Below are 23,749 nucleotides of genomic sequence, written 5' to 3'. Positions count from 1 at the left end.
CACACCGATGGTAGAATCTCCCCTTTACAGATTCATGAAACGACGCCATGCCCTGGATACAAATTCGCATCAACGCCACCGAAAAGACCGCCGACAAGGTCAGCAACATGCTGATGGGGCGCGGCGCCCAGGCGGTGACCTACATGGACGCCGAAGACAAGCCGGTGTTCGAGCCTCTGCCCGGTGAAACCCTGCTGTGGGACGACACCGTGGTGATCGGCCTGTTCGACGCCGAGACCGACCCGGCGCCGGTGATCGACTTTATGCGCAAGTTCTACCGCAAGGATCTGGTGTACAAGGTGGAGCAGCTGGAAGACAAGGACTGGGTGCGCGAGTGGATGGACAGTTTCCACCCCATGCGCTTCGGCCAACGGCTGTGGATCTGCCCCAGTTGGCGCGAAGTGCCGGATCCGGATGCGGTCAACGTCATGCTGGATCCGGGGCTGGCCTTCGGCACCGGCACCCATCCCACCACCGCCCTGTGCCTGGAGTGGCTGGACGGCCAGGATCTCGAGGGCAAAACGGTGATCGACTTCGGCTGCGGCTCCGGCATCCTTGCCCTGGCGGCGCTCAAGCTCGGTGCCCGGGAAGTGATCGGCATCGATATCGATCCCCAGGCGTTGCAGGCCAGCCGGGACAACGCCGAACGCAACGGCGTGGCCGAGCGGCTGCGCGTCTACCTGCCCCAGGATCAGCCCGAAGGACTGCAGGCCGACGTGGTGGTGGCCAATATACTGGCGGGGCCGCTCAAGGAGCTGTCGCCGCTCATCAGCGAGCTGGTCAGGCCCGGCGGCCAGTTGGCCCTCTCCGGCATACTGGAAACCCAGGCCGAAGGCCTGGATCAGGTGTACCAGCAGTGGTTCGCCATGGAAACCCCGGTGTTCCGGGAAGAGTGGGCCCGGCTAAGCGGCAGCAAGCGCTGAACCGGCAACGCCCTTTCCCCCTCGGCCTCTTTGTTTCATCATGGTCACCCCCGCGAAGGCGGGGGCCCATAGGGCGTTCACCGTACCCCAAACCGGTTTGGCACCTGGCGGTCTCTTCCGGATATCCGCCGTCACGCAGGCCATGGCTAATCAGCTATCCGCCGCCGTTCCCGCCACCCCAAGGCCCAATGCCATCCCCCCAGCACCGCCGCCTGGGCCCAGAGGCCGCCCCAGTAGGGCAGTACCTGGGCGAAGTCCGCCCCCATCTGGTTCAGCCGGAGCATGCCCTTGATGCCCTGAGTGCTGGGCACCAGCTGGGCCAGGGCATCGAGCCAGGGCGGCAGCGCCTCCACCGGCCAGATAAAGCCGGCCACGAACACCAGCGGCAACGAACTCAGCAGCACCAGCAGGGTGACCCGCTCCCGCCGCCGGGCCAGCCGGCCGAGCAGGCAGCCGAGCAGGGCGGTGGCGATAAAGAAGGGCAGCAGGAACAGCAGCAATTCCTGCGGCCGCCCCTGCCGCGGTATCTGGTAGCGTTCGAAGGACCAGCCGAAATAGTAGAGGCCGAGCCCCAGGTAGACCAGTGTCAGGATCCCCACCCGCGCCGTCAGACCGCCCTCCCGTCCCCCGGGCACGCTGAGCAGGCCGGCACCGATCAGCAGGGTCTGGTGCAGGATCAGCAGGAACACCGCCGGTATCACATAACCCAGGTAGCCCTGGCCCGGGTTGAACAAGGGCCTCGCCTGCAGCAGGAAGGGACTGTGCCGCTCGGTCGCGGCCGCCAGCGGCCGGCCGGTGGCGGAAAGACGGGAAACTTTGATCTCGGCGCCCAGGGTGGTGCTTGCCCCCACCAGGCCCTCGGCCAGGGCACCGTAGATCAGGAAGTAGCCGTTGTTGGCGGCGATACCCACCGTCACCGGCCGGCCCAGCAACAGATCCCGGTGAAAGCCGTCGGGGATCAGCAAGATACCGAAGGCCCGCTCGCCATCCAGCCAGTCCTGTGCCTCGGCCAGGGTCGCCGCCTGGCCCGCCAGCCCGACCCTGGGGCTGGCGTCGGCCATAAAGGCCAGCCGGCGCGAGGCCTGGGTGGCGTCCTGATCCACCAGCACCAGGGGCACCTGGCTCACCTCCTGGCGCAGGTAGGGGGTGGGATAGAGAAAGGAATAGAACAGCACGCCGCCGAACACCGTCAGCAACACCGCCTTGTCGGCCCCGAGCCGGGCCAGTTCCACCCGTATCGCCTGCCACAGGGTCATGCCGGCCTCCGGACGGCCTTGAGCCGGACCAGCCCCAACAGCGGCAGGTAGCAGAGGAAGGGCCAGAGCCGCCCGGACGCCGCTCCCCAGCCCTCGCCGTAATAGAGCTGGCCGCTCTGCAGCTCCACATAGTGGCTGGCGGGCAGCAACAGGCGCCAGAACTGGGCGAAGCCGCTCATGTCGGCGGCGGGAAAACTGATCCCGAGAAAGGCGAAGGAAGGCGCGGTCAGCGCCGCCGCCAGGCTCAGGCCCCGGGTGGGATCGAAACTCAGCACATAAAGGGCGAAGCCGAGCAGGCTGGCAGCGGCACTCATGGCGGCCAGCCCCAGCAGCAGCGGTGGCAGCCCGCCCTGCAACGGCCAGCCCCAGAGCCCGAACATCAGCGCCAGCATCAGGGTGCCGTAGAGCAGGCCATAGCCGGTATAGCTCAGCCAGAGTCGTCCCAGCAAGCGGCCGTCGAGCCGCTGCCCGGGCTGCCGGCATCGCCGGTCCAGGCCCAGCAGGGCGGCAGCCACCACCAGTATCTGCAACAGGGCGGGCAGGGCCGCACTCAGCAGGAAGCGACGGTAATCGCTGTTGCCGTTATAAAGCGCCGTGAGCTGGGGCCGGAGCGGCTGGGCCTGCCCCAGCGCCGAGGCCGCCACCGGGCGCACCGCCAGCGCCTGCAGGGTACCGAGCTCGGCGTTGAGCTGGCCGCTCACCTGGGCCAGGGCACTGTTCACCAGCTTGCCCACCAGCATAAACTGGCCGTTGTACACCGCCTCCAGCCTGGGCTGGCGCTGCAGCCGGACGTCCGCCTCGAAACCGGGCGGTACCAGCACCACGCCATAGAGCCGGCCGGCGCGCAGGGCGTGGTAGGCCTCCTGCTCATCGCCGAAACCGGTTACCGCCAGGCCGGGCGAGGCCGCCAGGTAGCGCCCCAGGGTGCGGGACAGGCTGGAGCCGTCCTTGTCCACCAGCGCCACCGGCAGGCCCCGAGCCTGGCCGTTGCCGAACAGGGCACCCAGCAGCAGGAAGAGGACCGGGGGGCCAATCAGCAGCAGGGCCCGCTGCCAGGGGTCCTGCCATAGCGCCTGCCATTCGCGTAGCATCAGAGCTCGACCACCAGGCTCATGCCGGCACGCAGCCCCGCGATGGGCGCCTTGGGCCTGGCTTCCAGCTCGAAGCTGCGCAGATCGAAGCCCTTGCCCGCGTCGGTGGCACGCCAGGTGGCGAAGTCGCCCATGACCCCGATATGGCTGACCACGAAGGGATAACGCTCATCCAGCGCGGGAATGTAAACCTGGATCTCCTGCCCCATGGGCAACCGATGCAACAGGTCTTCCCGCAGGTGGAACAGGGCCCAGGCGTCGTCCATGTCGGTCAGCATCACCACCGGAAAGCCCTGGGGGGCCAGTTCGCCCGCCTGCAGCAGTACCTTGGTGACCTCCCCCCGGTGCGGGCTCAGCACCCGGGTTTCCTCGGCGTAGGCACTGACCTCGGCAACGGCGCCATCGGCCCTGGCCAGCTGGCTTCGGGCGGCGCGGATCTGCTCTTCCCGCGCGCCTTCCTCCGCCATCTCGAACTGCTGATAGGCGGCGCTGGCCGTCAGCCGGGCCGACTGCCACTGGGTATGGGCCTCGTCCCGTTGCTGCAACGATACCACCCCTTCCTGATAGAGATTCTGGATGCGTTGGTAGGTCTTGTGATAGAGCTGCTCCGCCGCCCGCGCCTGCTGCCACTGATCCCGCGCCGCCTGCACCTGCTGGCGGCGGGCGCCGCGCTCGGCCTCGTCGGCCTGGGCCCGGGCCGCGTCCCGCCCCGCTTCGGCCTGCATCAGCCTGGCCTCCAGCTCGGGGCTGGCCAGGGTGAACACCGGCTCACCCCGCTCCAGGCGATCGCCCTTGCGCACCAGAACCTTGTCGATACGGCCGCCGATCTTGCTCGACACCTGGTATTGCTGGGCTTCCAGCTGGCCCTGGATACGCAACGGTGCCGGCTGGTAGGCCCGGTAGAAATGCCACACCAGCCAGATAGCCAGGCCGGCTACTACGACCAAGAGAGCGATCTTTGCTTTATTCATCGGTTACCTTGCACGGCGGCTTGCTGTTGATATTGAGTAAAGGTGTCGGGCTGGCCGGAGACCGCCAGCAAGCGGGCCAGGGACACCACATACTGATAGGCGGCGGCCTGGCGCTGGGTGCGGGCCCCGGACAGGCGCAGCTCGGCATCGGTCACTTCCAGGCTGGTGGACAGACCCTGGGTAAAAGCGTGCTGGCGCAAACGCAGGTTTTCTTCGGCCAGGGCCAGGGTGCTGGCCAGTGCTTCGAACTGCTCTCGTGCCTGCCGGGCCTGGCGCCAGGTTTTCTCCACCAGCAGGCGCAGATCCTGGCGGGTCTGGGCACCAAGATGGCGTACCTGCAGCTCGGCACTGCGGGCCGCTGCCACCAGGCCACCACGGCCATTCCTGTCCACCAGCGCGACCTTGGCCCCCAGGCCCACCACCCAGTCGGGGCTTATCTGGGAGGTGATCGAATCCCGCTCGTGTAACGAATAGTTGCCGAAGGCGAACACCTCGGGATAATAGCGGCCCTGCTCGGCCCGGATGGCGCCATCCGCCTGTTCCAGCTTGGCCGCCAGCACCTTGAGCGCCGGATGGCTGGCTTCCATCCGTTCAATGAAGCCCTCCAGCCCCTCCAGTTCGGGCCCGATAAAGAGCGGGTTGGCCGGGGTGGCCACCGGGCTCGCCACCAGCTCCCGAAAGGCCAGCTCGGCCAGCTCCAGGTTGCGGCGGGCGTTGTCCGCCTCGACCCGCGCATTGTGATAGGCGGCCTCCGCCGACAGCCGCTCGATGCGCGCCACCTGTCCTTGCTGCTCCAGTTTGAGCGCATGTTCATGGTGACGGGCCAGGCTGTCGCGGCTCCGTTCCCGGGTATCCAGCAGCTCCCGTGCCAGTACCACGGTGAAGTAGCGCTCGGCCAGGGTTTCGAACAAGGCCTGTTCTTTCAGCCGCAGCTGCTCCCTGGCTTCATCCAGTTGAGCGGCGCGAATATCCTGGGCGGCGGTAATGCGCCCACCGGTAAACAGCGGCCACAGGGCGGTCACCGAGCCCCGCACCAGGTTCTGATCCACCAGCGGCAGGGTCAGGCCGGCGATACCGGCCGCCACCTCCTGGATCACCGCATCCAGCCCCGCATTCCCCGTATGTACCTGATTCAGGTTCAGATCCGAGCCCTTGAGCTCCATCTTGCGATCCAGGTGCAGATAAGTGGCGCTGGCATCCAGCTGGGGCAGAAACAGGGCCCTGGCGGCCCGCTGCTGGGCCTCGGCCTTGCTCACATTGGCCTGCTCCGCGGCCAGCCCCTGGTGCTGAGCCCGCAGCTGGCGCCAGGCGGCGTCAAATGGCATAGGAGCCGCATATGAGACTGAAATCATCATCCCGGCTAGTAGCAATATCCCTTTTCTAATAAAAAACATAATAAGAACAGTCATCTAGGATCTAGAAAAGGAATCTTAGCCTAACTGGACGCGAAGGGTAAGAGGTCTGTCCAGAAAGGCGTATTCAGCCGGTTTTTCGCACAAAAGACGCCCGGGCATCTTGACTTATAAAAAAATGTGCGCCGGTTAATTTGTGACCTTTTCAGCCTCCTAAAAAATGCGTAAGATACGCGACCCTGAGCCGAGACAGCCGTATTCTCATGGAAATTGGTCCTTACAACTTGTCCGCACCCCTGCTGGTGGCGCCGATGGCCGGAGTGACCGACAGACCCTTCCGCACCCTGTGCCTGCGCATGGGCGCCGGAATGGCCGTGTCGGAAATGATGTCGTCCAACCCCAGGGTGTGGCAATCCGACAAGTCCCGTCGGCGTATGGATCATGAAGGTGAAACCGGTATCCGATCCGTCCAGATAGCCGGTGCCGATCCGGAATTGATGGCCGAGGCGGCCCGGTTCAATGTGGACCAGGGCGCGCAGATCATCGACATCAATATGGGCTGCCCGGCAAAGAAGGTAAACAAGAAGATGGCAGGTTCCGCCCTGCTGCAATACCCGGAACTGGTCGAGTCTATCGTCAGCGCCGTGGTCAAGGCAGTGTCGGTACCGGTAACCCTGAAGATTCGTACCGGCTGGGATCCGGAACACCGTAACGGCGTGCAGATTGCCCGTATCGCCGAGGACTGCGGTATTCAGGCCCTGGCCGTGCATGGCCGCACTCGTGCCTGCATGTACAGGGGGGAAGCCGAATACGACACCATCAGAGCAGTAAAACAAGCCGTCTCCATTCCCGTTGTCGCCAACGGGGATATCGACAGCCCGGAAAAGGCGCGTTTTGTACTGGATTACACCGGCGCCGATGCCATCATGATTGGCCGGGCTGCCCAGGGACGGCCATGGATTTTCAGAGAAATCCGCCACTATCTTGAGCAGGGCACCACTCCCGCACCGCTTCCCAAGGACCAGGAGCGGGCCATGATCCGGGAACATGTTGCCGCACTGCACGAGTTTTACGGTAAAGCGATGGGCGTACGGATCGCCCGGAAACATGTGGGGTGGTACCTGCAAGAGAGTGACGCGGGCCGTGACTTTCGCAGTGATTTCAACGCTCTCGAAGAGGCCGGGCAACAGCTCGACTCTCTGGAGCAGTATTTCGCGAATATAGCTTAACGAACAAAAGAAGAGCAGACCGAATATGTTCGAACAAACTACGACTTCCGATGCACTGGTTACTACTACTAAATCTCCGACCTCCGAGCAGCCCACCCAGCGCCCGCTGCGCAACTCGGTGGAGCAGGCCCTGCGCAATTACCTGGCTCAGCTCAACGGCCAGGAAGTAACCGAGCTGTATGAGTTGGTCCTCGCCGAAGTCGAAGCGCCCATGCTGGACGTGATCATGCAATATACCCGCGGCAACCAGACCCGCGCCGCCAACATGATGGGCATCAACCGCGGCACCCTGCGCAAGAAGCTGAAAAAGTACGGCATGAACTGATAGCTTGGCCACAAGCTATTGATAGCAAAGGCGCTTTACCGGAAAGGTGGGCGCCTTTTCTGCTTTATGTGATACCCCATGTGATACCCGGTGCCGTGTGATACCCCATAGGGCGGGTTTTCTCTCCCTATCTCTTCAGTCTCCCCAGACCAGCCGGCAGCCAGGCGCATCGCGTCAGGAGGGGATTGGGGATGACTGGCGTGACGGCCTGTTGCTCCAGTTCCTGCCAACGGTCCACCAGCCGAGCGGTAAACTCAGGGCACAACTGGGCAGCCACCACATAACCGTCGCGCTTGTTGACGTGGTAAGCCGTTCCAGGGCGGCCTCCTGCAGGCTTTTCTCTCACTGGGGTAAAAATGATGACGCGCCTTTCGGCCAAACGCTCAATGGATTGCTTCACTTTGTCGTGACGGGATTCCACCAGATCGGCAATCTCGCGGCTGCTCATGGTCGGATCACCGGCTGGCCGGAATTACGGTAGCGCGGTCGTTGGAGGCAGGCATTGAGGGGAAGCCGGGGTGGACCCGGCCATTGAGGGAGAAGTTCACCCAGCCAGGTAAGCCGGGTAGTATGGGGCGAGTGAGGCTAGCGCCAACTTATGAACTCGGCGCTCAGTCTTGGAGCGGTAATCGCTCCAGGGGCGCATGTGGCCCTTGCGCTTATCGGTTCATATAAACCTGCTGTGCGGCAGCGGGGCCTACCGCCCCCTCAAGCAAATCATACGAATCCCTCAGGCTCCAGTCGCGCACCGCGGCCGAGGGATTAACCGGCCCATCTTGCCGCCCCTGAGTCATCATCTGCTGCTGCGCAGCTTCGGTACCCAGGGCAGCTTGCTGCAATCCCCAAAGTTCACTGCGGTTATTGCCTGTGCGCCAGGCGCTGGCCAGCGGGTTAACAGGATCGCTCTCCCTCTGGTTTGGGCTCCCGCCGCTCCTGCCAGCCTTCTCGATGATCTTCTCCTCGATGCCGGCGTACACAGCGTTTTGCTGCTGCTCTTCCTGCACTGCCAGCATTTCGTTGTAGATCTCGTCGACCGCTGCCGGGTTGCTGGTCAGGTTTTTCAGTTCCCCTCGTTGCGCCAGGGCCTGCAGGAACTGCTGACGATCGGGGTCTTTTCCTGCCCACGCCGTTAGTTGATCGCCTTGCTTATCGCCATTGCCGCCCATGCCATAGAGCGACTGCAGGCTGCCCAGTCCTTCACCGCGCCGTTCGGTTACTTGCTTCAGCGCGGCTTCCTGCTGCTCGGGTGACATATCCTGGTATCCACGGGAGCCGACCAATCTGGTGATCGCCTTTTCCGACTCCAGCAGGTAATCCTTGGCGGCGCCTTTGTAGCCTTTGTGGTCCGGCCCTTCGGTGAAGCCCAGCTTCTCCTGAATGCCGCTATTCACTACCGCCTGGCTCAGGTAGGTATGCTGCCCCAGGTAGTTACCCAACGTGGGAATGGTGAAGTGCTTGATGGGGTCGTTCTGGTCAGGGCTGCGGCCTTCGGTGACCGGCTTGCGTTCGGTAGTGCCGTCGTCGTAGGTGACCGCCAGGTTGATGGCGAAGCGCGGCACACCGTCCGCCCCCGGCGGCAGCGGCATGAAATCGCTGAACTCGGCCTTGGTGATCAGCTTGCCGGTAGCGGGGTCAATTTTGCCCACTACCTTGCTGGCGTCACCCTTGCTGATCACCTTCATGGAGTCGACAATCGCCGGGTTGTTGATGCGCTGGTGCAACGCCTGGGGCTCCATGGCATCCAGTTCACCGGCTGCCCCTTGCTTGATGATGCCGTCCAGCTCACGCAGTGCGGTTTGCCCGGCCTGCAGTGCCTCGCTGTTGTACAGGCCAATGTTGAACTTGCCGGCGCGAGGATCGGTGGCAATTCGCATTTCATCATCCGTCAGCGGCTGGCCGGCGGCGGCTTTCTCATAAATCACCGAAAACAGTGGCGTGTGCTCTTCCTGGAACCGCTGCCGCTCCACCTGCTCAACCTCAAACTGCTGCGCCCTGGCCAAGCGAGCCTCCTGCTGCTGTTGCAAGGAAAGCGTGCGCTTGCGGTAATCCTGATCGGCGGCAAATTGCCTCAGCCCCTGATCATGGGTTCTATCGCTCTCAAAATCCTTTCGCTTTGCCCTGCCTTCCGTATGCTTCATGTCCCATTGCTTGTAGTCGTGGTCGCGCTGGCTTTCCAGCTCGCGCAACCCCATCAGCTTGTCGGCCCGCGCATCTTCCTTCTTGCCCCGTTGGTAGCCGTCCATCATCTGGAAACCAGAAATGAACCCGTTGGCCAGTGAACCCAGTCCTTCCGCCATGTTGATGCCCTCTCAGTGAGTGTGGGTGGAATAGTCTTTGATATGAGTGTGCGCCGGTTGGCCCTCGGCCCATTGCTCGGGAAACCGCCGCTTGAAGTAGTCATCGAACTCGGCCCGACTCATGCCGCTGCCGGTGCCGGCGGCGAAAGGGCCGCCGGTTATCAGTTCGTCGACTGCCAAGGCAATCTCATCGCTGTCTTCTTGCTTGCTCACGATCTCTTCTCCTGCTGCCAGAAACGAAAAAGCCCCGGCGGTGAGGCCAGGGCTGGTTGGTCATGTGATAGACAAATATCCCATGATGGAGACAGGCTAACGCCGGGAGAGAGGCGAAGCAATACGGGCTGTTGGCTACCGGCAGCTGGCGTTGCGCACTGGCTGTGCGCAACTGCGCAGTTGGATGCGCAGTTGGATGCGCAGTGCGCAGGCGGAGCAAACCCTTTGCTGGCAAGGCTTTCATCCACTCCATCCGCCGCCGTCTATGTTCGCCGATCGCAACTGGTCAGAGCAGATTGCGCAGCACCACTAATCTGGTCTGACCTGATCAAAATGTGAGCCCAGAAGGGAAAGGCACCCCTAGAGATGTCCAGCCTTACTCAGTTGCTCCGCCAGTGCCTTGGCCAAACTGCTCGTAAATACGCTATTGGTTACATTCGCCAGCCCCTGAGCATGAGTGCTTGCCCCACCAACCCACGATTTTTTGTTGGTTGCCGTATCAAAAAGGGTGACCTGGTATCCGTCATTCCGACTGAACGTGCTCATAGGAATGGCTGAACCATAGGCGGTTATTGTGTTCCCCCAGACATTAGCATTGCCCTGGGCCACATAACCAAAGTTGTGCTCTCGGGTAACATTACCGCCGTAGTCAACGATCAGGTAACCATCTATCCCCTTTTGCTGGATCATGCTGGTGACAGCCTGCTCTTCATAAACCCGAGTTGGCGGAAACAGCTCCAGACCTCTGATACAGCCCCCTCCCTTCTCGATAATGGCGCCGCATAACGCCCCCTGAAGCAGTGACGCATACTCAAGATTCACACCCGGGGTGACGACAAGGAATCTGTTGTACTTTTTCCCCATAAACTCGGGGTCGGTGAAGCTGGTTATATCTGTTGATGCGCACCCAGCAAGGGTGGCGAACACTGTTAACGCTAGCCCGGCTTTTATCATTCGTTACTCCCTGTTATTGCTGTGTTTCCCAATCTTATCCGTACCCAATCAAGTCTATCATCGCTCCAGGCGCAACCTGTGATCATGGCCTCATGAATGGCACTTCAGATGTTGGCTACCAAAGAGGAAATCCTGCTTTGAAACCGGCGCGGTTTTGCGCCCGTCCCTTGCCTGTTGAACTGTCGCCCGAACTGTCGGATGAGCTGTCGGGTGAACTGTCGCCGATCCCCGCTCCAGCCCGGCCTGCCCTGGGCTTGGAAGTGTCGGGTAAACTGTCGGGTAATGTGTCGCTGGTGCCACCCAAGGCCTGGCTGGAGCCGGCTTTGAATGTGTCGGGTAAAGTGTCGGGCAATGTGTCGCCCGGCCAGGGGAGCCCTGATCCGGGGCACCCATACGCGCGGGGAATATCGTTCCATCGCCTGGATCAGCTCCATCCGGCGGCGTTCGGCAATCGGGGCACCCATACGCGCGGGGAATATCGGGATAGTCCCATCCCCCCTGCTCTGGCTGGCGTGTTGGGGACTCGTTTCCAGGAACGATACCCCGCCCACTCCCCAAGTAGGGGGCGTTCGGTAGGGTGGGCGTTTCGCCCTCCCTGCTGCGTCAGCCTTCTATGTGCGATCGCTCCGATGTACCCGAAACAGGTACACAGCGGGGTTGCTGCCGGGTGTCACCGATTTGGTGACAGTGTCACAGCCGAAAACCCGGCAGTGGTCCCGGCCCGGTTGTGTGCCGCTTTGGTACACCTTCCCGTGTTCCAATTTGGCACACGAACGACAGCCCTTGTGGAGCCTGGGCGGTGGTTTGCGCTCCACAATGTTTCCCTGTTTCGGGGAATGCTCCCCGTCTTGGGGAGCAAAGGGGCGTTATATCCCAACCACAAATTGTGGATGGGAATGCTCCCCCGTCCTGGGGAGCAAAGGTTTACCGTTCTTGTGAAGGCTTTACAGGATCTGTAAAGGTCCGGGCTTTTTCGGCGTTTTCCGAAAATCACAGGCTCAGCAGGTTTTCCAGGGTGGCGTCAAAGCGTTGGGTGTCCTTGCGGTCATGGTCGATCAGGTACCGCAATACCGTCTTGGCTTCGGCCTTGTGGCGGGGGCGGATCTCGGCCAGCAATGACAAGGTGAAGTGCTCGCGGGCATGCGCTTCTTCCGGCCCATCCCAGTCCGTGGCCGCATTGCGCAGCCGGTACAGGTCATGCCAGAAAGCCAGCTCGTGAAGGCAGTCTTCCAGGGTGTGCGGCACCAGCTCCGGGTGTTGGCGGAACCGGGCGGCGGCGTCCTTGTCATCAATGCCGCCATGCCGGCCGGCCCTTACGCCTTTCAGCACACGCACACAGAAGCGGTCGGCCTCGGTCATCATGTCCGGATCATCACCGAACCGGGCGGCGGCCTCGGCTTGGTTGATGGCCTTCGCTCTGGTGCGCTCGGCCAGCTCTCGCAGGTCAGCAAAGCCGATAGAGCCGAAAGCGGCGGTCAGGGTGTTGCCGGTGCTGGCAAGCAGGTATTGGGCATAGCGGCTTTCCAGCTCCCTGGGCGGGGTCTTGATGCGCTCGGCGGCGGCCAGAGCCTTATCTATCAGCGCCGGGTTGCCGCTCTGGATGGTCTCGCGCAGCCACAGCACGGCGTCCAGCTCCTTATCCCCGGTCACGGCCCGCTGCTCCGGCAGCATCACGGCGGCCACGCTGGTGGCTGTGGTGCCTTGCAGGGGCGGCAGGGTGAACAGCTCCCGGTGCTTGGGGTTGTCGCTGAATGCGCCCGAGCGCCGGGCTATGGTCTTCACGGTGCCAACGGGCAGGCCAAGCAGCGCGGCGACCTCGGTGAAGGAATGGCGGCGCTTCAGCTCGATGATTTGCTGGCGCTGTTCGGTGGTGGTGGTGCTGGGTCTGGCCATGTAGTTTGAATCCGGTGGTTTCAATGTGGTGATTGTATCATCGTTTGAATCTGGTGGTTTCAATTCGGCATAACGCCTGACAAATCAGGGTGGCCAACGCTGGGATTTCAGCGGTGAAGCAGGACCGGCTACTACGAAAGTTTCGTAGTAAAGGGACCGCGTTCGACGGGGAGCCATTCGAGAGCTCGGCGGGAAAGGCCGGCAGGTGGTAGGCAGGGCCGGCCAAGAGACAGCAACAAGAACTGTATATCCATACAGCACCGGTAAGCGACCCCAGTTTGGGGTTGTTTTTCGACCCCAGTTTGGGGTTGTTTTTCGACCCCGGTTTGGGGTCGTTTTGGCAAATACCCCCGACTTGGGGGTGTTTTTACCCCCCTTTTAGGGGTGTTACTCCAGTTTGAGGGGGTGAGGTTGATTGGCGTTGTCCATCCCCTATCAAGGAACTACAATTCCCTCGGAAGCCCCTGTTCTGCTACCTCCGGAGGCAATTGTAGCCTGGTACGTGTAGCACTTCGGGGGCTTTTGCTTATGCCCCCAGGCATTACATCGTGTTGCCGGCACCGATAGCGCTTAGTATGCTTTGCTTAAGACCTCGACGGTCACCCTCCTTGGGCAATTGCAGCCCTCTGGACTGGTGACTGCCGGGGTTTTCCTTCACATAATGAAGAACCCATCTCTCAGCCAGCCGGCTTTTCGTTATCAGGCATCAACCGGGACAAGTCCATGGTCTTCAGCATTTCCACGTTCGCCTTGTGACGACGATGATTGTCCTGCCGTAGAGACTCGATCTCATCAAGGGTCAGCAGCCTGGGGATTTTCTCGCCGGCGGGCAATTGCCGTTTGGGCTTCATGGCGTGGTCAATGCTGCTCAACATGAGCCCGGGCGGTAATGTCCACACCCAGCGCCTTGGTCACCGCCATGATGGTCCTCAGGGTCGGATTGCCCCGCTCGCTGAAGCTCCGGTAAAGCTGCTCGCGGGACAGGCCGGTTTCCCTGGCCAGCTCGCTCATGCCCCTGGCACGGGCGGCAATGCCGATCGCCTTGGAGATATAGGCAGCGTCCCCGGTCTCCAGCGCATCGGCGATAAACTCGGCGATGGCCTCCGGACTGCTCAGGTACTCGGCGGGGTCGAACTCGGTGAATGCTTCAGCCATGGTGCTGTTCCCTCCATTCCTTCAATATCTGGTGAGCGGTCTCGATATCCCGGCGCTGGCTGCCCTTGTCGCCACCGCACAGCAGCAACACCAGCACCTCACCCTGCTGGTAGTAGTAAACCCGGTAGCCCGGCCCGTAGTGAATACGCAGTTCGCTGACGCCCTGCCCCACCGGGGCCACGTCGCCGGCCAGGCCGGCAGCCAGCCGGTTGATCCGGGACACTACCCGGGCCCTGCCGGTATCGTCCTTCAGCTTCTTCAGCCACTGCCGGAACTTGGTTGATTCGATCACCTTCATGGCGTGAATTGTAGTTTATAACCCACACAGGAACAACAGACACAGGCATGGGATTCACCCGGGCGGCCATGGCTGTTATGCTGCGACTCAGCCCGTGAACCCAGTCCACACGGCCAAAGCCCTGAAGCCTGCCCAGCGTCAGGGCTTTTTCTTGCCTGTGGCTCCCGGCTGCGTTCGCCGGCGTTGCCGGCCAAGCCGCCCGGCACGCGGTGCCGGTAGTGAGGTACCGCGGTCGTTGTTGGCCTTTTCGCCCAAATTTCGCCGCCGGCGACCAATTGTGATGCCACCCCTTGGGAATCCCCTTAATGACAAAGGGCTGGTATATAAACATATAAGAGCACACATCATGTCCACCTCTACCCGGCTGACCATATAAGGGGACACATCATTTCACCCCCTCACAGCTCCAGGCATTCAGCGCCCGCTGTACGGTCTTGGTTGAGATCCCCAGCCGCTCGGCCACTTGCTGCCGGCTCAAGCCCTGGGCGGCCAGCTCCCGCGCTCGCTGCCGGCGTTCCACCTGGGTGCGCTGGCGCTCCTGCTGATACTGGGCGGCAGCCCTGATACCCTGGCTTCTTCTGCGCTTCTCCATTCGTTTGGCATGCCGTAAAAGTTTCTCCGGCTTGCCGATCAGGGTCAGCATGTGGGCCTGCTCCTGCTCGGTAATGGCCAGGTCGTCGATAATGCGGACATTGGTCAACCGGTAACGCTGGTTCTGCCCGCTGCTGGCCGGGTGCCCCACGCTCTCCCGAAATCGCGCCAGCAGGGCGCCCAGCCGCACCGGCAGCCGCTCGAGAGCATACTTGCCGTGCGGGTCGTTGAAGCATTCGGCGGCGTACTGCTGGCACTCCCTGAGTAGCGTCCGCTCGTCGTGGCAGAAGTCGGCGGCGGCCTGGGCAAAGGCAAACAGGGCCCGGGCCCTGTGATCACTCAGCCCTTCCCGCAGGGCCGCCAGGGTTTTCAGATCCTCCATTCGGGCGGCGGCCAGGGTGCGGGCATTGAGCAACTGCCTCACGCTCTGCCGGTTCCCCTCTGGCTGCCGGCGCTCGCCCGGGGCCCGCTTCACCGGGGCCGGGTAAGTGCGCTCGTACCACCGGAGCAAGGGCCGCTCCAGCTCGGCGAAGTCTACGGGCTGCGCCAGCTGCGCATAACTCACCTGGTGGCCGTTGCGCTGGTTCACACTGCCGGCCAGCCGCAGCACCCGGGCGGCGTCCCGTGCCTTGGGATCGGCGCCAAAGTCCGCCAGCCGCCGGATAAGCAGATCCTCCACCCGTTGCCAGCGGCCAAGGATCTTGGTTCTCAGCTCGGCCTGGGCGCTGCCTTTGCCCTTGTCGGTACCGATGAAAAAGGGCGCCTTAAGCGCCCATATCAGGTAGATGCCCCGGCCACTGTCGGCGGCCAGGGTCGGCAAGGGTAAATCCCCCGCATTCTCCAGCACGGCCTGTAAGCGCTCCCGGTAGCTCAGCCCGACCAGGGCCGGGATCTGGTAGGTGTCCAGATCCACAAAGCAGGCGTTCAGGTGGGTGATGTTGGCCACGCTGCGCCGGCGGAAGGGGGCGATCCCGTTCTGGCTCAGGTACACATCCGCGGCGCCGATGGCGGCCAGCCGCTCGGCTTCATCAGGCGCCAGCACCGGCGGATGGCTGAACTCCCGCCAGCACTCGCCGTTCACGGCAATGGCGATATGGCTCGCCTTGGCGCCAGGGGCACCGTGGATCAGCCGGACATGCTCCCGGGGACCGAAGTCCAGGGCATACTGGTTCAGCCTGGCTTTACGCTGTGCGTTCATCCGGCCCCCTCAGTGCAACACGGCTCGGGACCGGCCCGACTCGATAGCAGGCAGATGACCATGCGCGGTCTCGGCCAGCTCCGCCAGCAGCGCATCCAGCACTTCCAACGCTACTGGAGAAAGACCGCTCGCTCCCATCATGCCCAGGTACAGGGCAAGGGCCTGCTGTTCGCCCTGCTCCCGTCCCAGGGCCGCCACCAAGGTTCCTTCAATATGATCCTGCATGGCTAGGCGCAAAGTGTCGGGGTCCATGGGTAGCCCGGCCCGTTCGCCAGGGAGAGCACCCTGGTAATGTTCATGGTAACGATGGGCCAGCAGGCCGCGCAGCAGCGGCAGATCGGCAGGCACAAAGGGTTCGCCCCACGGCTTGGCCCTCAGCCCGTGCGCCAGCAGGGTATCCCGGCCCCGCCAGGGCGCCAGGTACTCAGCCTGCAGTACTTCGGTGTGGTCGTAACAGTCCAGGCCGTCCAGCCGGCATGGCAGCCCATCGAGCAGGGCCGCCAGCTCTGCCACAAGCTCGCCTTCGCTGGCGCCGGTATGGAAGGGGCCCAGCCGGAATGGCCAGCGGTTGAACACCGTCAGCTCGATGGTGAAAGCCCCCTGGGCGTAATGCGGGTGCTCGCTCATTCGTCGCCCCCTTTCTGCCAGGCGCCGCGCAGGCTCTGGGCACCAAGCCAGACCTTCGGCGCTCGGCCATACCCGAACGGGGGGATCACCTCGCCGTCATCATCAAGCCGGGTGGTGAAGTGAACGGCCCTCTCCACATAGGTAGAGCCGGCCAGGGCAGCGCTGGCCTCAGTGACGATCTCGTTTTGGCTTTTGCCGTAGGCCAGGAAAGGCCCGTAGCCATGAACGTCACCCTCTATCGTGGTACAGCAGATGATAAACTCGAGCGGGCGGCGGGAACTGTCGGCGGCAGAGCGGAACAGCTCAAGCTGGCGCTGGTATTCGGCGTATTGCTCCTGGGCGTCCTGGGTGGCCGGGTCCAGTTGGTAACGCTGGCAAAACTCGGTGAAGGGTTTCATTTCCGGCCCCCTGTTTCCCGCGCCAGCATCAGCGCTTTCTCTATCTCGGCAATCTCGTTGAGAGAGTCGACGATCACCTGGCCCACTTCATGGAGTAGGTGGCCGGTATCGCTCGCCAGGTCAGTGTCGATCCCTACCTCCGGATCAATGCCAGTCAGCATCTCCCCCAGGGCCTTGATGCCAACGCCGATATTCGCTACCCGGGTATGGTGGCGGGCAATGTGTTTCTCGGCATCTGCCTTGGTCAGGGTGCGAGTGATGGTAATAGCGCTCATGCTGCCACCTCCTGCCCGGCAGGGCGGCGACCGGCAAACACCAGCGGCAGGCCGGCCAGGTAGGCGCGGGCCTCGGCTTCGGTGCGGCCATAGGCGGAAATGGTGCGAATGCGGGAAAGCTCGGCCAGCTTGCGGCCTTGGGCAACGATCAGAAAGGTGTAGATCATGATGATGGTTCCTATGTGCAATGCGACATAGGCGGATCGGGTAGCCGCAAAGCAGTGCTCACATAGGAAAGCACAGCGGGGGCGTTTTCTTTGGCTCCCGACCCATGCCCCCGAAACAGGGGAGTCACAGCCGCCATGATTGGCCGCCGTGGGGGAATGGGGTTCAGATTGTCCTATGTGAGTCACAGCCTGCGGGTGCTTAATCCGCCTGCCTTGCTGGTTGCTTAAGCCAGCACTGGCGATGATACACAGGGAAACCGGGGGACACAATGCCCCCTCGTGGGAATAGCGGATCATGGGGAAAGCTCCGGGTCAGGCGCTGGCGGTGGCCGCGGTAGTAGCTGCAGTGATGGTGGATAAATCAGGGTAGCGGCCGGCAATGCGGGTCATTCGTTCCGGCGACAAGGGCGGCGCATTGCGCTTTCGCCGCTGGCGGTTTACATCCGCCAGCACCTTGAGGCAGTCGGCCCGGGTCTGAATCCGCCAGCGGTTATGCCGCCCTTCGTTGGTGCCGTTGGCATCCTGGCCAGCATCCAGTTTAATCCCCAGCTCACGCTCAAGCAGCGACGGTATATTCCGGCTGGACGTGGCCCCGCTATTGTTCAGCATACTGAGCACGGTCACGCCCTCAGGAGACTCGGCCAGGAATAAGGCAACCCGCTCCCGAATTGTTGCCGGGCTGCTCACTGGCTCCCGTTCGGTGCCGGTGCTACCATTACCGAGCGTTATGCTGCTGTGTTGAAGGGCTTGGACTCGTGCGGAGTTCAGGCCCTTTTTGCTGTCGGTCATGCGGCGTCCCCCTTATGCGGCCTTCAGGCCGGAAATCCATTTTTGAATATCCGACTCGCGCCAGCGGGTCACGCCGCCCAGCTTTACGCTTTTTGGAAACTTGCCGGCTTTCTCCCATCGCCAGATCGATACCCGGCTGGCGGGTACCAGAGCTTGAACCTGCTTTACGTTTAACAAACGGTCTTGATGTATAGCGTCCATAAATCCCCCCGTGGGTTGCTTGTTGTTACAGAGGGATTCTGTGCTTTGCCGGTGGGGGATTCTTGTCAGGTGCCAAGAATATTCTTGGCTGACAAGAATTCAGTTCTTCGGTGGCGGGTACTGCAGGATTTTGAGGGCGGCGGAAATGTCCTTATTCAGGTTATCCAGGCGCTCGGCAGTCAATCCCAGCTTCTGGGCCTTGTCGATGACAGCCCCTTTGATGCCCGCCATGTTGATGTTGTTTTCGCCCTTCCTCATCCGGGGATCATCGGTGTTTTCGTAGAGCAGGACGGCCATCACGCCCAGCACATCAAACCAACGATCTTCATTGATAAGCGGCTTGGTCTGGCTTTTACCTGCCGGCGAGTCCGTTTCTTCCCCCTGTAGAATACGGCTTTCAAGGTCCAGCAGAGCCTTGGTGCGCACCACCCACAAGGCATCTTCCGGCAATGTCGCGGCAGGGTAGTAATCCCTTTCGCTAAAAGGCTTTGGCCGCTCAAAACTGGGGAGCTTGTCACTGGGAAGATCACTGAACCGATCTTGCAACTGGTAGTAATCACCCCCAGCATCTATAACAAAGACCCCCTCCAAACAGTGCAAGGTAATCTCGGGGCCACCTGTCAGCATCTGATAGCGGTGCTCAACATCAAGCCGTTCAGCTCCGATCAGAGGAAGATCAAAAACCTCGCCACCCTCGCCCAAACTCACAACCGCGGTATATTTATAGGGTGAGATAAGATCCGTGAAATTATTTTTAATAATAAAATCTGCGACATGAGCACTCAGCTTAAAATGCTCAACCAAGATATCAAGCATAAGAGGATCACATAAGCTAGCAGCCTCTTTCCTCAGCTCTCCCATGAGAAGCCTGGCAACCAGATTAGAGTAATCCTCGTCGACCTCCGCTCTCTTTTTAGACACCGCTTTGTTTGGAAAAGATACGGATAAGATAAGATGGCCATCCAATGCAAGCCTAAGCACATCCGCTTCAGTCACCTTCTCACCAAAAGAGCTACTAAGCCTGTCGGCTGCTTCTGGCACCGTCAGCCATTTCTTGAGCTGGAACAGCTTTGACATGTTATCGCTACCTCTGCGGCCCTGAAAAAGGTGCCGGGGCAGGCTGGCAGGGTTCACCAGCTTTTCGGGGCGTCCCCCTATTCCCGGCAAACTCGGTTATGCGGTGCGGTTGAACGAGGCCGGGATCACGTTGTCCGGCTCCTCGGCCAGCAGCTCCAGGCGGTCGAGCCAGCGATTCAGCACCTCCAGCTTTTCCGGCAGGTACTGGCTGCGGTTGTACACGGCGAACACGCCGCCCAGTTCATGGCCGGCCAGCAGCTCCACCACATGGGGCGGGGCGCCCAGGTCGGCGTTTTTGGTGATGAAGGTGTGCCGCAAGTTGTGCAACGTCCAGGGCTCCCGGTGCTTCAGCCGCTTGTGGAAGGTGCGGCCCTGCTGGCTCACGGCCTCGGGCTTCTTGAGCTGGCCCAACAGGTAAGGGCCACCATTGGAGCGGCGCATTTCTTCCAGCCAGGGGATCACCCGTTCGGGTATGGGCCGGATAATGCGGGTGCCGGTCTTGCTGTTCGCCTCGGGTACCGTCCACAGCCGGGCCTCCAGATCCCATTCAGCCCAGGTTGAAAGCCTGATCTCCTGGGTGCGGGCACAGAACGCGGTGATCAGCCTGAGCAAATCTCGGTAATAGGGCTGGACGCCGTTGTTATCGAGCCAGCGCCACAGGCCGCCCAGCTCGGCATCGGTGAGCACCCGGTCCCGCTTGCCCTGCTTCTTGCCCACGTCCGGTATCGTCAGCCCTTCCAGGGCGGTGCTGGTGGCGTAGCCGCGGCGCTCGCAGTAGCGCAGCGCCTGCTTGCACATCTGCAGCACATAGCCGGCGGCCACGGGGGCACCGTTATGGCTGATCCGCTCCAGAGCGGTGAGCCACTGGCGGCGGTCGGCCAGGTTGAGCGGCAACTTGCCGATCTGGGGGAAGATATGGATCTCGAGCTGGCGCCGGTGCTTGTCGTGGTTGGTGCGGTTGTGGGCGGCGTAGTTATCCAGCCAGTATTCCAGGGCATCCCGTACCGTGACCGGCTTCAGCGCTTCCTGGGCGGTAGCATTGAGCTTGAAGCGGGGATCCTCGTTGTTGGCCAGCCACTCCCGGCACTGGTCACGCAGCTTGCGGGCGGCGGCCAGGGACAGCTCCGGGTACTTGCCCAGCAGCAGCCGCTCCAGTTTTCCGCCCCTGCCGCCCAGCCGATAGCGGAAATACCAGGACAAGGAGCCCGACTTGATCAGCCGGGCGGATAACCCGTCACCATCGGTAATCCAGGTTTCCCGCTCGGGCGGCTTGCGGATCAGTCCCTTTATCTTGTTGTCGTTCAGCTGGTTGGTGGCCATGCTTCACCATGTCATGTGATACCCTGTGTGATACCCCAATCATAGTGTTTCACAGAAAATAAGGGAATCAACATGAAACAATATGAGCCACAAAAGCCAACTAATTCCTTACCTGTCAAATGGTTGCGTTAATCAACATGGAATGACATGAACAGCACTGAAACAGGTTATGTGGTAATACGGCATGAACTGATCAAACATCGGTCAAGGCATTGAATTCGAAGGCACCGGTCACCCCGGTGCCTTTTTTCTGCGCCAGGCCGAGGCAGCAAGGCCACGCCCATGCGGCGGCGGCCCGGAGCTCCGGCTGGCCATCAACCCGGTTCGACATCAGGCATGATCACCATAATCTGGCTACACTGAACAACATGGTAACCAGAAGGAACTGTGCCATGAAAAACCTCCTCGCCCCCGGCCTGATGGGCCTGCTTTTGATGGGTTGCGCCCATCAATCCCCAATAGAGACAAATGAACAGCGGCTCCTGGCCGATAGTCAGCGCTGCAACCAAGCCGCCATGGGGCAGGCGTCCGTCCAGCTCCACACCGCGAGCGCCCCCCTCCCCGGTGCCTCACCTGGCAGACGGAGCCATAATGCCTATTTCATGTGCATGAGAGAACTCGGCTGGTAACTCGGATAGCGCCCATACGTCGGCGCCTGCCGACACAGGCCGAAGGCTGCTTTTAGGTAGCCCCTCGTCGGCAACTCCAGGGGCCAGAGCATCTGCCATAGCGTCTTTGGTCTTGCATTCCATGCCGGCAAGGGGTAGGGTATGCGCGCCGAATCTCCGGCATCACGGTAGAGATACTCATGGAACCCAGTAGTTGTAGCTTACAGACAACCACTTCCGAGCCTATGACAGGTCGGGGGCTGGGACTGCCCGCGAGACTGCTGCGCCCCTGACGGCCGATGTCTCCCGGCCGGCCAGCCCCGGCCCAGGAGACAAAGATGACCTACGCCATTCTGTCCGAAGCGCTGCGTGCCGCCATGGCCCGCAACGACGACAACGCCATCACCCATCTGATCGCCGAGCTGCAGCCGGCGGATCTGGCCGATTTTATCACCCAGCAAAACCCGGCCGCTTCCCTGGAGCTGCTGCGCCACCTGCCCCTGCCGGAGCGGGCCGAGGCTTTCGGCTACCTGGAGCAGGAACAACAGCTGAACCTGGCCCGGCTGATGCCGGAGCGGGAACTGGCCGGACTCATGACCCCCATGCCCGCCGACGAACGGGCTGACTTGTTCAACCTGCTGCCCGAGCCGAGGCAGGAAGCCACCTTGCGCCACCTGGCCCGGGAAGAGCGGGAGGACGTGCGCCGCCTGGCCAGCTACCGAGAAGGCACCGCCGGCGCCCTGATGACCACCGACTATGTCACCATCCCCGAGCAGGCCAAGGTGGCCGAGGCCCTGGCCCTGGTGCGCCGGACCGCGCCGGACGCCGAGACCATCTACCAGCTCTATGTGCTGGACGAGCGTCGCCGGCTGGTCGGCACCCTGTCCCTGCGGGAGCTGATCCTCAACAGCCCCGCCTCCAGCGTGCGGGCGCTGATGACCACCGAGCTGGTGCAGGCCGAGGTCGATCTGCCCCAGGAAGAAGTGGCCCGCCTTATAAGCCGCTACGACCTGCTGGCCCTGCCGGTGGTGGACGCCGAGCAGCGGCTGGTGGGCATCATCACCTACGACGATGCCATGGACGTAGCCGAGGAAGAGGCCACCGAAGACATCCACAAGGGCGGCACCATCGGCAAGCTGGAAGGCGGCCTGCGCAACGCCAGCCTGTTCACCCTGTACCGCAAGCGCATCGTCTGGCTGGTGCTGCTGGTGTTCGCCAATATCTTCTCCGGCGCCGGCATCGCCCATTTCGAGGAGACCATCGAGGCCTACATAGTGCTGGTGTTCTTCCTGCCCCTGCTGATCGACAGCGGCGGCAACGCCGGTTCCCAGGCCGCCACCCTGATGGTGCGCGGTATCGCCACCGGCGACGTGCGGCTGGCGGACTGGGGCAAGCTGCTGGGACGGGAGATGATAGTGGCCACCGGCCTGGGCCTGACCATGGCGCTGGCGGTGTCTCTGCTCGGCACTTTCCGTGGCGGACCCGATATCGCCCTGGTGGTGGCATTAAGCATGCTGGTGATCGTCATGGTCGGCAGCCTGATCGGTATGAGCCTGCCCTTTGTCCTCAACCGGCTGGGCTGGGATCCGGCCACCGCCAGCGCCCCCCTGGTCACCACCATCGCCGACGCCAGCGGGGTACTGATCTACTTCGGCATCGCCACCAGCCTGCTGGGCCTGCCGGCCTGAGGCCTCGACCTCAAGGCCGCTCGAATTTATTCGGTCGGCAGCACCGGGAGTTGGCGTTGTGCCAGCCAGCCTTTGGCTGCCAGCTCCCAATCACCACCTTGCTGCCACTCGACCAGCACCCACTCCAGATCTTCCTGCTGCCAGCGCATGGCCGCCAGCAGCGCCAGCGCCTCGGGCGCACTCCGCTCCAGGGCCCGGCGGGCCAGGGTATGGGGCCTGTCGCCTTCGGGCCAATCCCCTTCCTCCAACCGTGGTCCCAGATAGTTGGGTCCCAGATCATGCAGCCGTTCGAAGAATCGCGCCACAAAGGGCGACGAGGCCTCGGGCATCCAGATGCTCAAGCTGGCATCCGCCTCGCCGGCCCACAGCCGCTGCCAGCTCTGACCGAGGTTGGCCCGGCTGATGCTCACCTCGAAGCCGGCCCGCTCCAGCACGGCAGCGGCCATATGGCTGCTGGCCAGTTCCTGGTATTGTTCACCACTAAGCAGGCGGATTTCCCGCTGGGGCTCGCCGCCACAGGCGCTCAGTAACAGCGCCAACACGGCTCCCAGTCTTGCTATCCACGTCATCGCCGCCTCCTGAAAAGGGCCAAGAATGCCCAAAAGTCGCCCCGGGATCATGCCTTTCGTGTCGGCCAGCCGCTGGGCCGGCCATAAGACACGATGAGCACCGCCAAACGCAGGGGCTGTCGCATCGCCACCGCTCGCCCCCGCCGCCGAAAAAACAGCCTTTGCCATTGAATCGGCAGGGCTTTCCCGGAACCTTGCCAGCGGATAGGGTACTATTTTTTCCCCCTCCTGGCCTCTTTTTGGCCAATTTATGGTAACGTGCGCCCGCCTGCTCCATGGATCGC

The 23,749-nt window shown here is 62.2% G+C and carries 27 protein-coding genes; 4 read left to right on the top strand and 23 right to left on the bottom strand.

Annotation, left to right across the window (positions count from 1 at the left end):
* The first annotated feature begins 47 nt into the window (after nucleotides 1-47).
* Nucleotides 48-923 (top strand): 50S ribosomal protein L11 methyltransferase, encoded by an 876-nt coding sequence (prmA, locus tag JKV55_RS18020; RefSeq protein ID WP_202088296.1) that lies wholly within the window; start codon nucleotides 48-50, stop codon nucleotides 921-923.
* A 146-nt stretch (nucleotides 924-1,069) separates the two neighbouring features.
* Here the strand turns inward: prmA and JKV55_RS18015 are convergent, their stop codons facing one another.
* From JKV55_RS18015 to JKV55_RS18000, 4 genes are read right to left on the bottom strand one after another with little or no spacing between them, the layout of a single operon-like run.
* Nucleotides 1,070-2,179, bottom strand: a complete 1,110-nt coding sequence (locus JKV55_RS18015; protein WP_202088294.1) for an ABC transporter permease — start codon at nucleotides 2,177-2,179, stop codon at nucleotides 1,070-1,072.
* Nucleotides 2,176-3,270, bottom strand: a complete 1,095-nt coding sequence (locus JKV55_RS18010) for an ABC transporter permease (RefSeq protein ID WP_202088293.1) — start codon at nucleotides 3,268-3,270, stop codon at nucleotides 2,176-2,178. The genes JKV55_RS18015 and JKV55_RS18010 overlap by 4 nt, the downstream gene beginning before the upstream one ends.
* Nucleotides 3,270-4,241, bottom strand: a complete 972-nt coding sequence (locus JKV55_RS18005; protein WP_202088292.1) for an HlyD family secretion protein — start codon at nucleotides 4,239-4,241, stop codon at nucleotides 3,270-3,272. The genes JKV55_RS18010 and JKV55_RS18005 overlap by 1 nt, the downstream gene beginning before the upstream one ends.
* Entirely contained in the window at nucleotides 4,238-5,593 is a 1,356-nt protein-coding gene (locus JKV55_RS18000) for a TolC family protein (RefSeq protein ID WP_202088291.1), read from the bottom strand. Before JKV55_RS18000 ends, JKV55_RS18005 begins: the two co-directional genes overlap by 4 nt.
* 263 nt (nucleotides 5,594-5,856) lie before the next feature.
* Here JKV55_RS18000 and dusB point away from each other — a divergent pair, with 263 nt between their 5' ends.
* Both dusB and fis read left to right on the top strand, forming a co-directional pair.
* Nucleotides 5,857-6,822 (top strand): tRNA dihydrouridine synthase DusB, encoded by a 966-nt coding sequence (gene dusB, locus JKV55_RS17995; protein WP_202088290.1) that lies wholly within the window; start codon nucleotides 5,857-5,859, stop codon nucleotides 6,820-6,822.
* 25 nt (nucleotides 6,823-6,847) lie between these two features.
* Nucleotides 6,848-7,147 (top strand): DNA-binding transcriptional regulator Fis, encoded by a 300-nt coding sequence (gene fis, locus JKV55_RS17990; protein WP_094038614.1) that lies wholly within the window; start codon nucleotides 6,848-6,850, stop codon nucleotides 7,145-7,147.
* 127 nt (nucleotides 7,148-7,274) lie between these two features.
* Here the strand turns inward: fis and JKV55_RS17985 are convergent, their stop codons facing one another.
* From JKV55_RS17985 to JKV55_RS17900, 18 genes are all read right to left on the bottom strand, one after another.
* Nucleotides 7,275-7,595, bottom strand: a complete 321-nt coding sequence (locus JKV55_RS17985; RefSeq protein ID WP_202088284.1) for a Rha family transcriptional regulator — start codon at nucleotides 7,593-7,595, stop codon at nucleotides 7,275-7,277.
* A 211-nt stretch (nucleotides 7,596-7,806) separates the two neighbouring features.
* Nucleotides 7,807-9,444, bottom strand: a complete 1,638-nt coding sequence (locus JKV55_RS17980) for a hypothetical protein (RefSeq protein WP_202088282.1) — start codon at nucleotides 9,442-9,444, stop codon at nucleotides 7,807-7,809.
* A gap of 12 nt (nucleotides 9,445-9,456) precedes the next feature.
* On the bottom strand, nucleotides 9,457-9,657 hold the full coding sequence (locus tag JKV55_RS17975) for a hypothetical protein (RefSeq protein WP_202088280.1): 201 nt from the start codon (nucleotides 9,655-9,657) through the stop codon (nucleotides 9,457-9,459).
* Between the two features lie 360 nt (nucleotides 9,658-10,017).
* On the bottom strand, nucleotides 10,018-10,611 hold the full coding sequence (locus tag JKV55_RS17970) for a hypothetical protein (protein WP_202088278.1): 594 nt from the start codon (nucleotides 10,609-10,611) through the stop codon (nucleotides 10,018-10,020).
* A gap of 990 nt (nucleotides 10,612-11,601) precedes the next feature.
* Nucleotides 11,602-12,504 carry a hypothetical protein gene (locus JKV55_RS17965; RefSeq protein ID WP_202088276.1) on the bottom strand — a complete coding sequence of 301 codons (903 nt, stop codon included), beginning with the start codon at nucleotides 12,502-12,504 and terminating at the stop codon, nucleotides 11,602-11,604.
* A 677-nt stretch (nucleotides 12,505-13,181) separates the two neighbouring features.
* Complete coding sequence (locus JKV55_RS17960; protein ID WP_202088274.1) at nucleotides 13,182-13,355, bottom strand: hypothetical protein; 174 nt, start codon at nucleotides 13,353-13,355, stop codon at nucleotides 13,182-13,184.
* Nucleotides 13,356-13,362: 7 nt separating this feature from the next.
* Nucleotides 13,363-13,659 (bottom strand): addiction module antidote protein, encoded by a 297-nt coding sequence (locus JKV55_RS17955; RefSeq protein ID WP_202088272.1) that lies wholly within the window; start codon nucleotides 13,657-13,659, stop codon nucleotides 13,363-13,365.
* Nucleotides 13,652-13,957 (bottom strand): type II toxin-antitoxin system RelE/ParE family toxin, encoded by a 306-nt coding sequence (locus JKV55_RS17950; protein WP_202088270.1) that lies wholly within the window; start codon nucleotides 13,955-13,957, stop codon nucleotides 13,652-13,654. Before JKV55_RS17950 ends, JKV55_RS17955 begins: the two co-directional genes overlap by 8 nt.
* Before the next feature lie 385 nt (nucleotides 13,958-14,342).
* Nucleotides 14,343-15,746, bottom strand: a complete 1,404-nt coding sequence (locus tag JKV55_RS17945) for a helix-turn-helix domain-containing protein (RefSeq protein WP_202088268.1) — start codon at nucleotides 15,744-15,746, stop codon at nucleotides 14,343-14,345.
* 9 nt (nucleotides 15,747-15,755) lie between these two features.
* Entirely contained in the window at nucleotides 15,756-16,373 is a 618-nt protein-coding gene (locus JKV55_RS17940) for a hypothetical protein (RefSeq protein ID WP_202088266.1), read from the bottom strand.
* A complete protein-coding gene (locus tag JKV55_RS17935) occupies nucleotides 16,370-16,771 on the bottom strand; it encodes a hypothetical protein (protein WP_202088265.1) in 402 nt (133 codons plus the stop codon). Before JKV55_RS17935 ends, JKV55_RS17940 begins: the two co-directional genes overlap by 4 nt.
* A complete protein-coding gene (locus JKV55_RS17930) occupies nucleotides 16,768-17,046 on the bottom strand; it encodes a hypothetical protein (protein ID WP_202088264.1) in 279 nt (92 codons plus the stop codon). The genes JKV55_RS17935 and JKV55_RS17930 overlap by 4 nt, the downstream gene beginning before the upstream one ends.
* Entirely contained in the window at nucleotides 17,043-17,213 is a 171-nt protein-coding gene (locus JKV55_RS17925) for a host cell division inhibitor Icd-like protein (RefSeq protein WP_202088262.1), read from the bottom strand. The genes JKV55_RS17930 and JKV55_RS17925 overlap by 4 nt, the downstream gene beginning before the upstream one ends.
* A gap of 312 nt (nucleotides 17,214-17,525) precedes the next feature.
* A complete protein-coding gene (locus tag JKV55_RS17920) occupies nucleotides 17,526-18,002 on the bottom strand; it encodes a hypothetical protein (protein WP_202088260.1) in 477 nt (158 codons plus the stop codon).
* Nucleotides 18,003-18,014: 12 nt separating this feature from the next.
* The gene (locus JKV55_RS17915) at nucleotides 18,015-18,203 is read right to left on the bottom strand and encodes a helix-turn-helix transcriptional regulator (protein WP_202088258.1); all 189 of its coding nucleotides are present in this window, start codon (nucleotides 18,201-18,203) and stop codon (nucleotides 18,015-18,017) included.
* Between the two features lie 99 nt (nucleotides 18,204-18,302).
* Nucleotides 18,303-19,280 (bottom strand): hypothetical protein, encoded by a 978-nt coding sequence (locus tag JKV55_RS17910; RefSeq protein WP_202088256.1) that lies wholly within the window; start codon nucleotides 19,278-19,280, stop codon nucleotides 18,303-18,305.
* Nucleotides 19,281-19,376: 96 nt separating this feature from the next.
* The gene (locus JKV55_RS17905; protein ID WP_202088254.1) at nucleotides 19,377-20,600 is read right to left on the bottom strand and encodes a tyrosine-type recombinase/integrase; all 1,224 of its coding nucleotides are present in this window, start codon (nucleotides 20,598-20,600) and stop codon (nucleotides 19,377-19,379) included.
* 314 nt (nucleotides 20,601-20,914) lie between these two features.
* Nucleotides 20,915-21,142, bottom strand: coding sequence for a hypothetical protein (locus JKV55_RS17900; protein ID WP_202088252.1), 228 nt, complete (start codon nucleotides 21,140-21,142; stop codon nucleotides 20,915-20,917).
* Nucleotides 21,143-21,546: 404 nt separating this feature from the next.
* Here JKV55_RS17900 and mgtE point away from each other — a divergent pair, with 404 nt between their 5' ends.
* A complete protein-coding gene (mgtE, locus tag JKV55_RS17895; protein WP_202088250.1) occupies nucleotides 21,547-22,896 on the top strand; it encodes a magnesium transporter in 1,350 nt (449 codons plus the stop codon).
* A gap of 26 nt (nucleotides 22,897-22,922) precedes the next feature.
* On the opposite strand, the gene JKV55_RS17890 is transcribed toward mgtE, so the two are convergent.
* Nucleotides 22,923-23,465: a type 2 periplasmic-binding domain-containing protein gene (locus JKV55_RS17890; protein WP_202088243.1), complete on the bottom strand. Its 543-nt coding sequence runs from the start codon at nucleotides 23,463-23,465 to the stop codon at nucleotides 22,923-22,925.
* Between the last annotated feature and the right edge of the window lie 284 nt (nucleotides 23,466-23,749).

The organism is Zobellella iuensis, assembly GCF_016746085.1.
GTDB classification, from domain to species: domain Bacteria; phylum Pseudomonadota; class Gammaproteobacteria; order Enterobacterales; family Aeromonadaceae; genus Oceanimonas; species Oceanimonas iuensis.
Note: the sequence above shows the minus strand (reverse complement) of the source record. Positions and strands in the feature narration are given on the sequence as shown.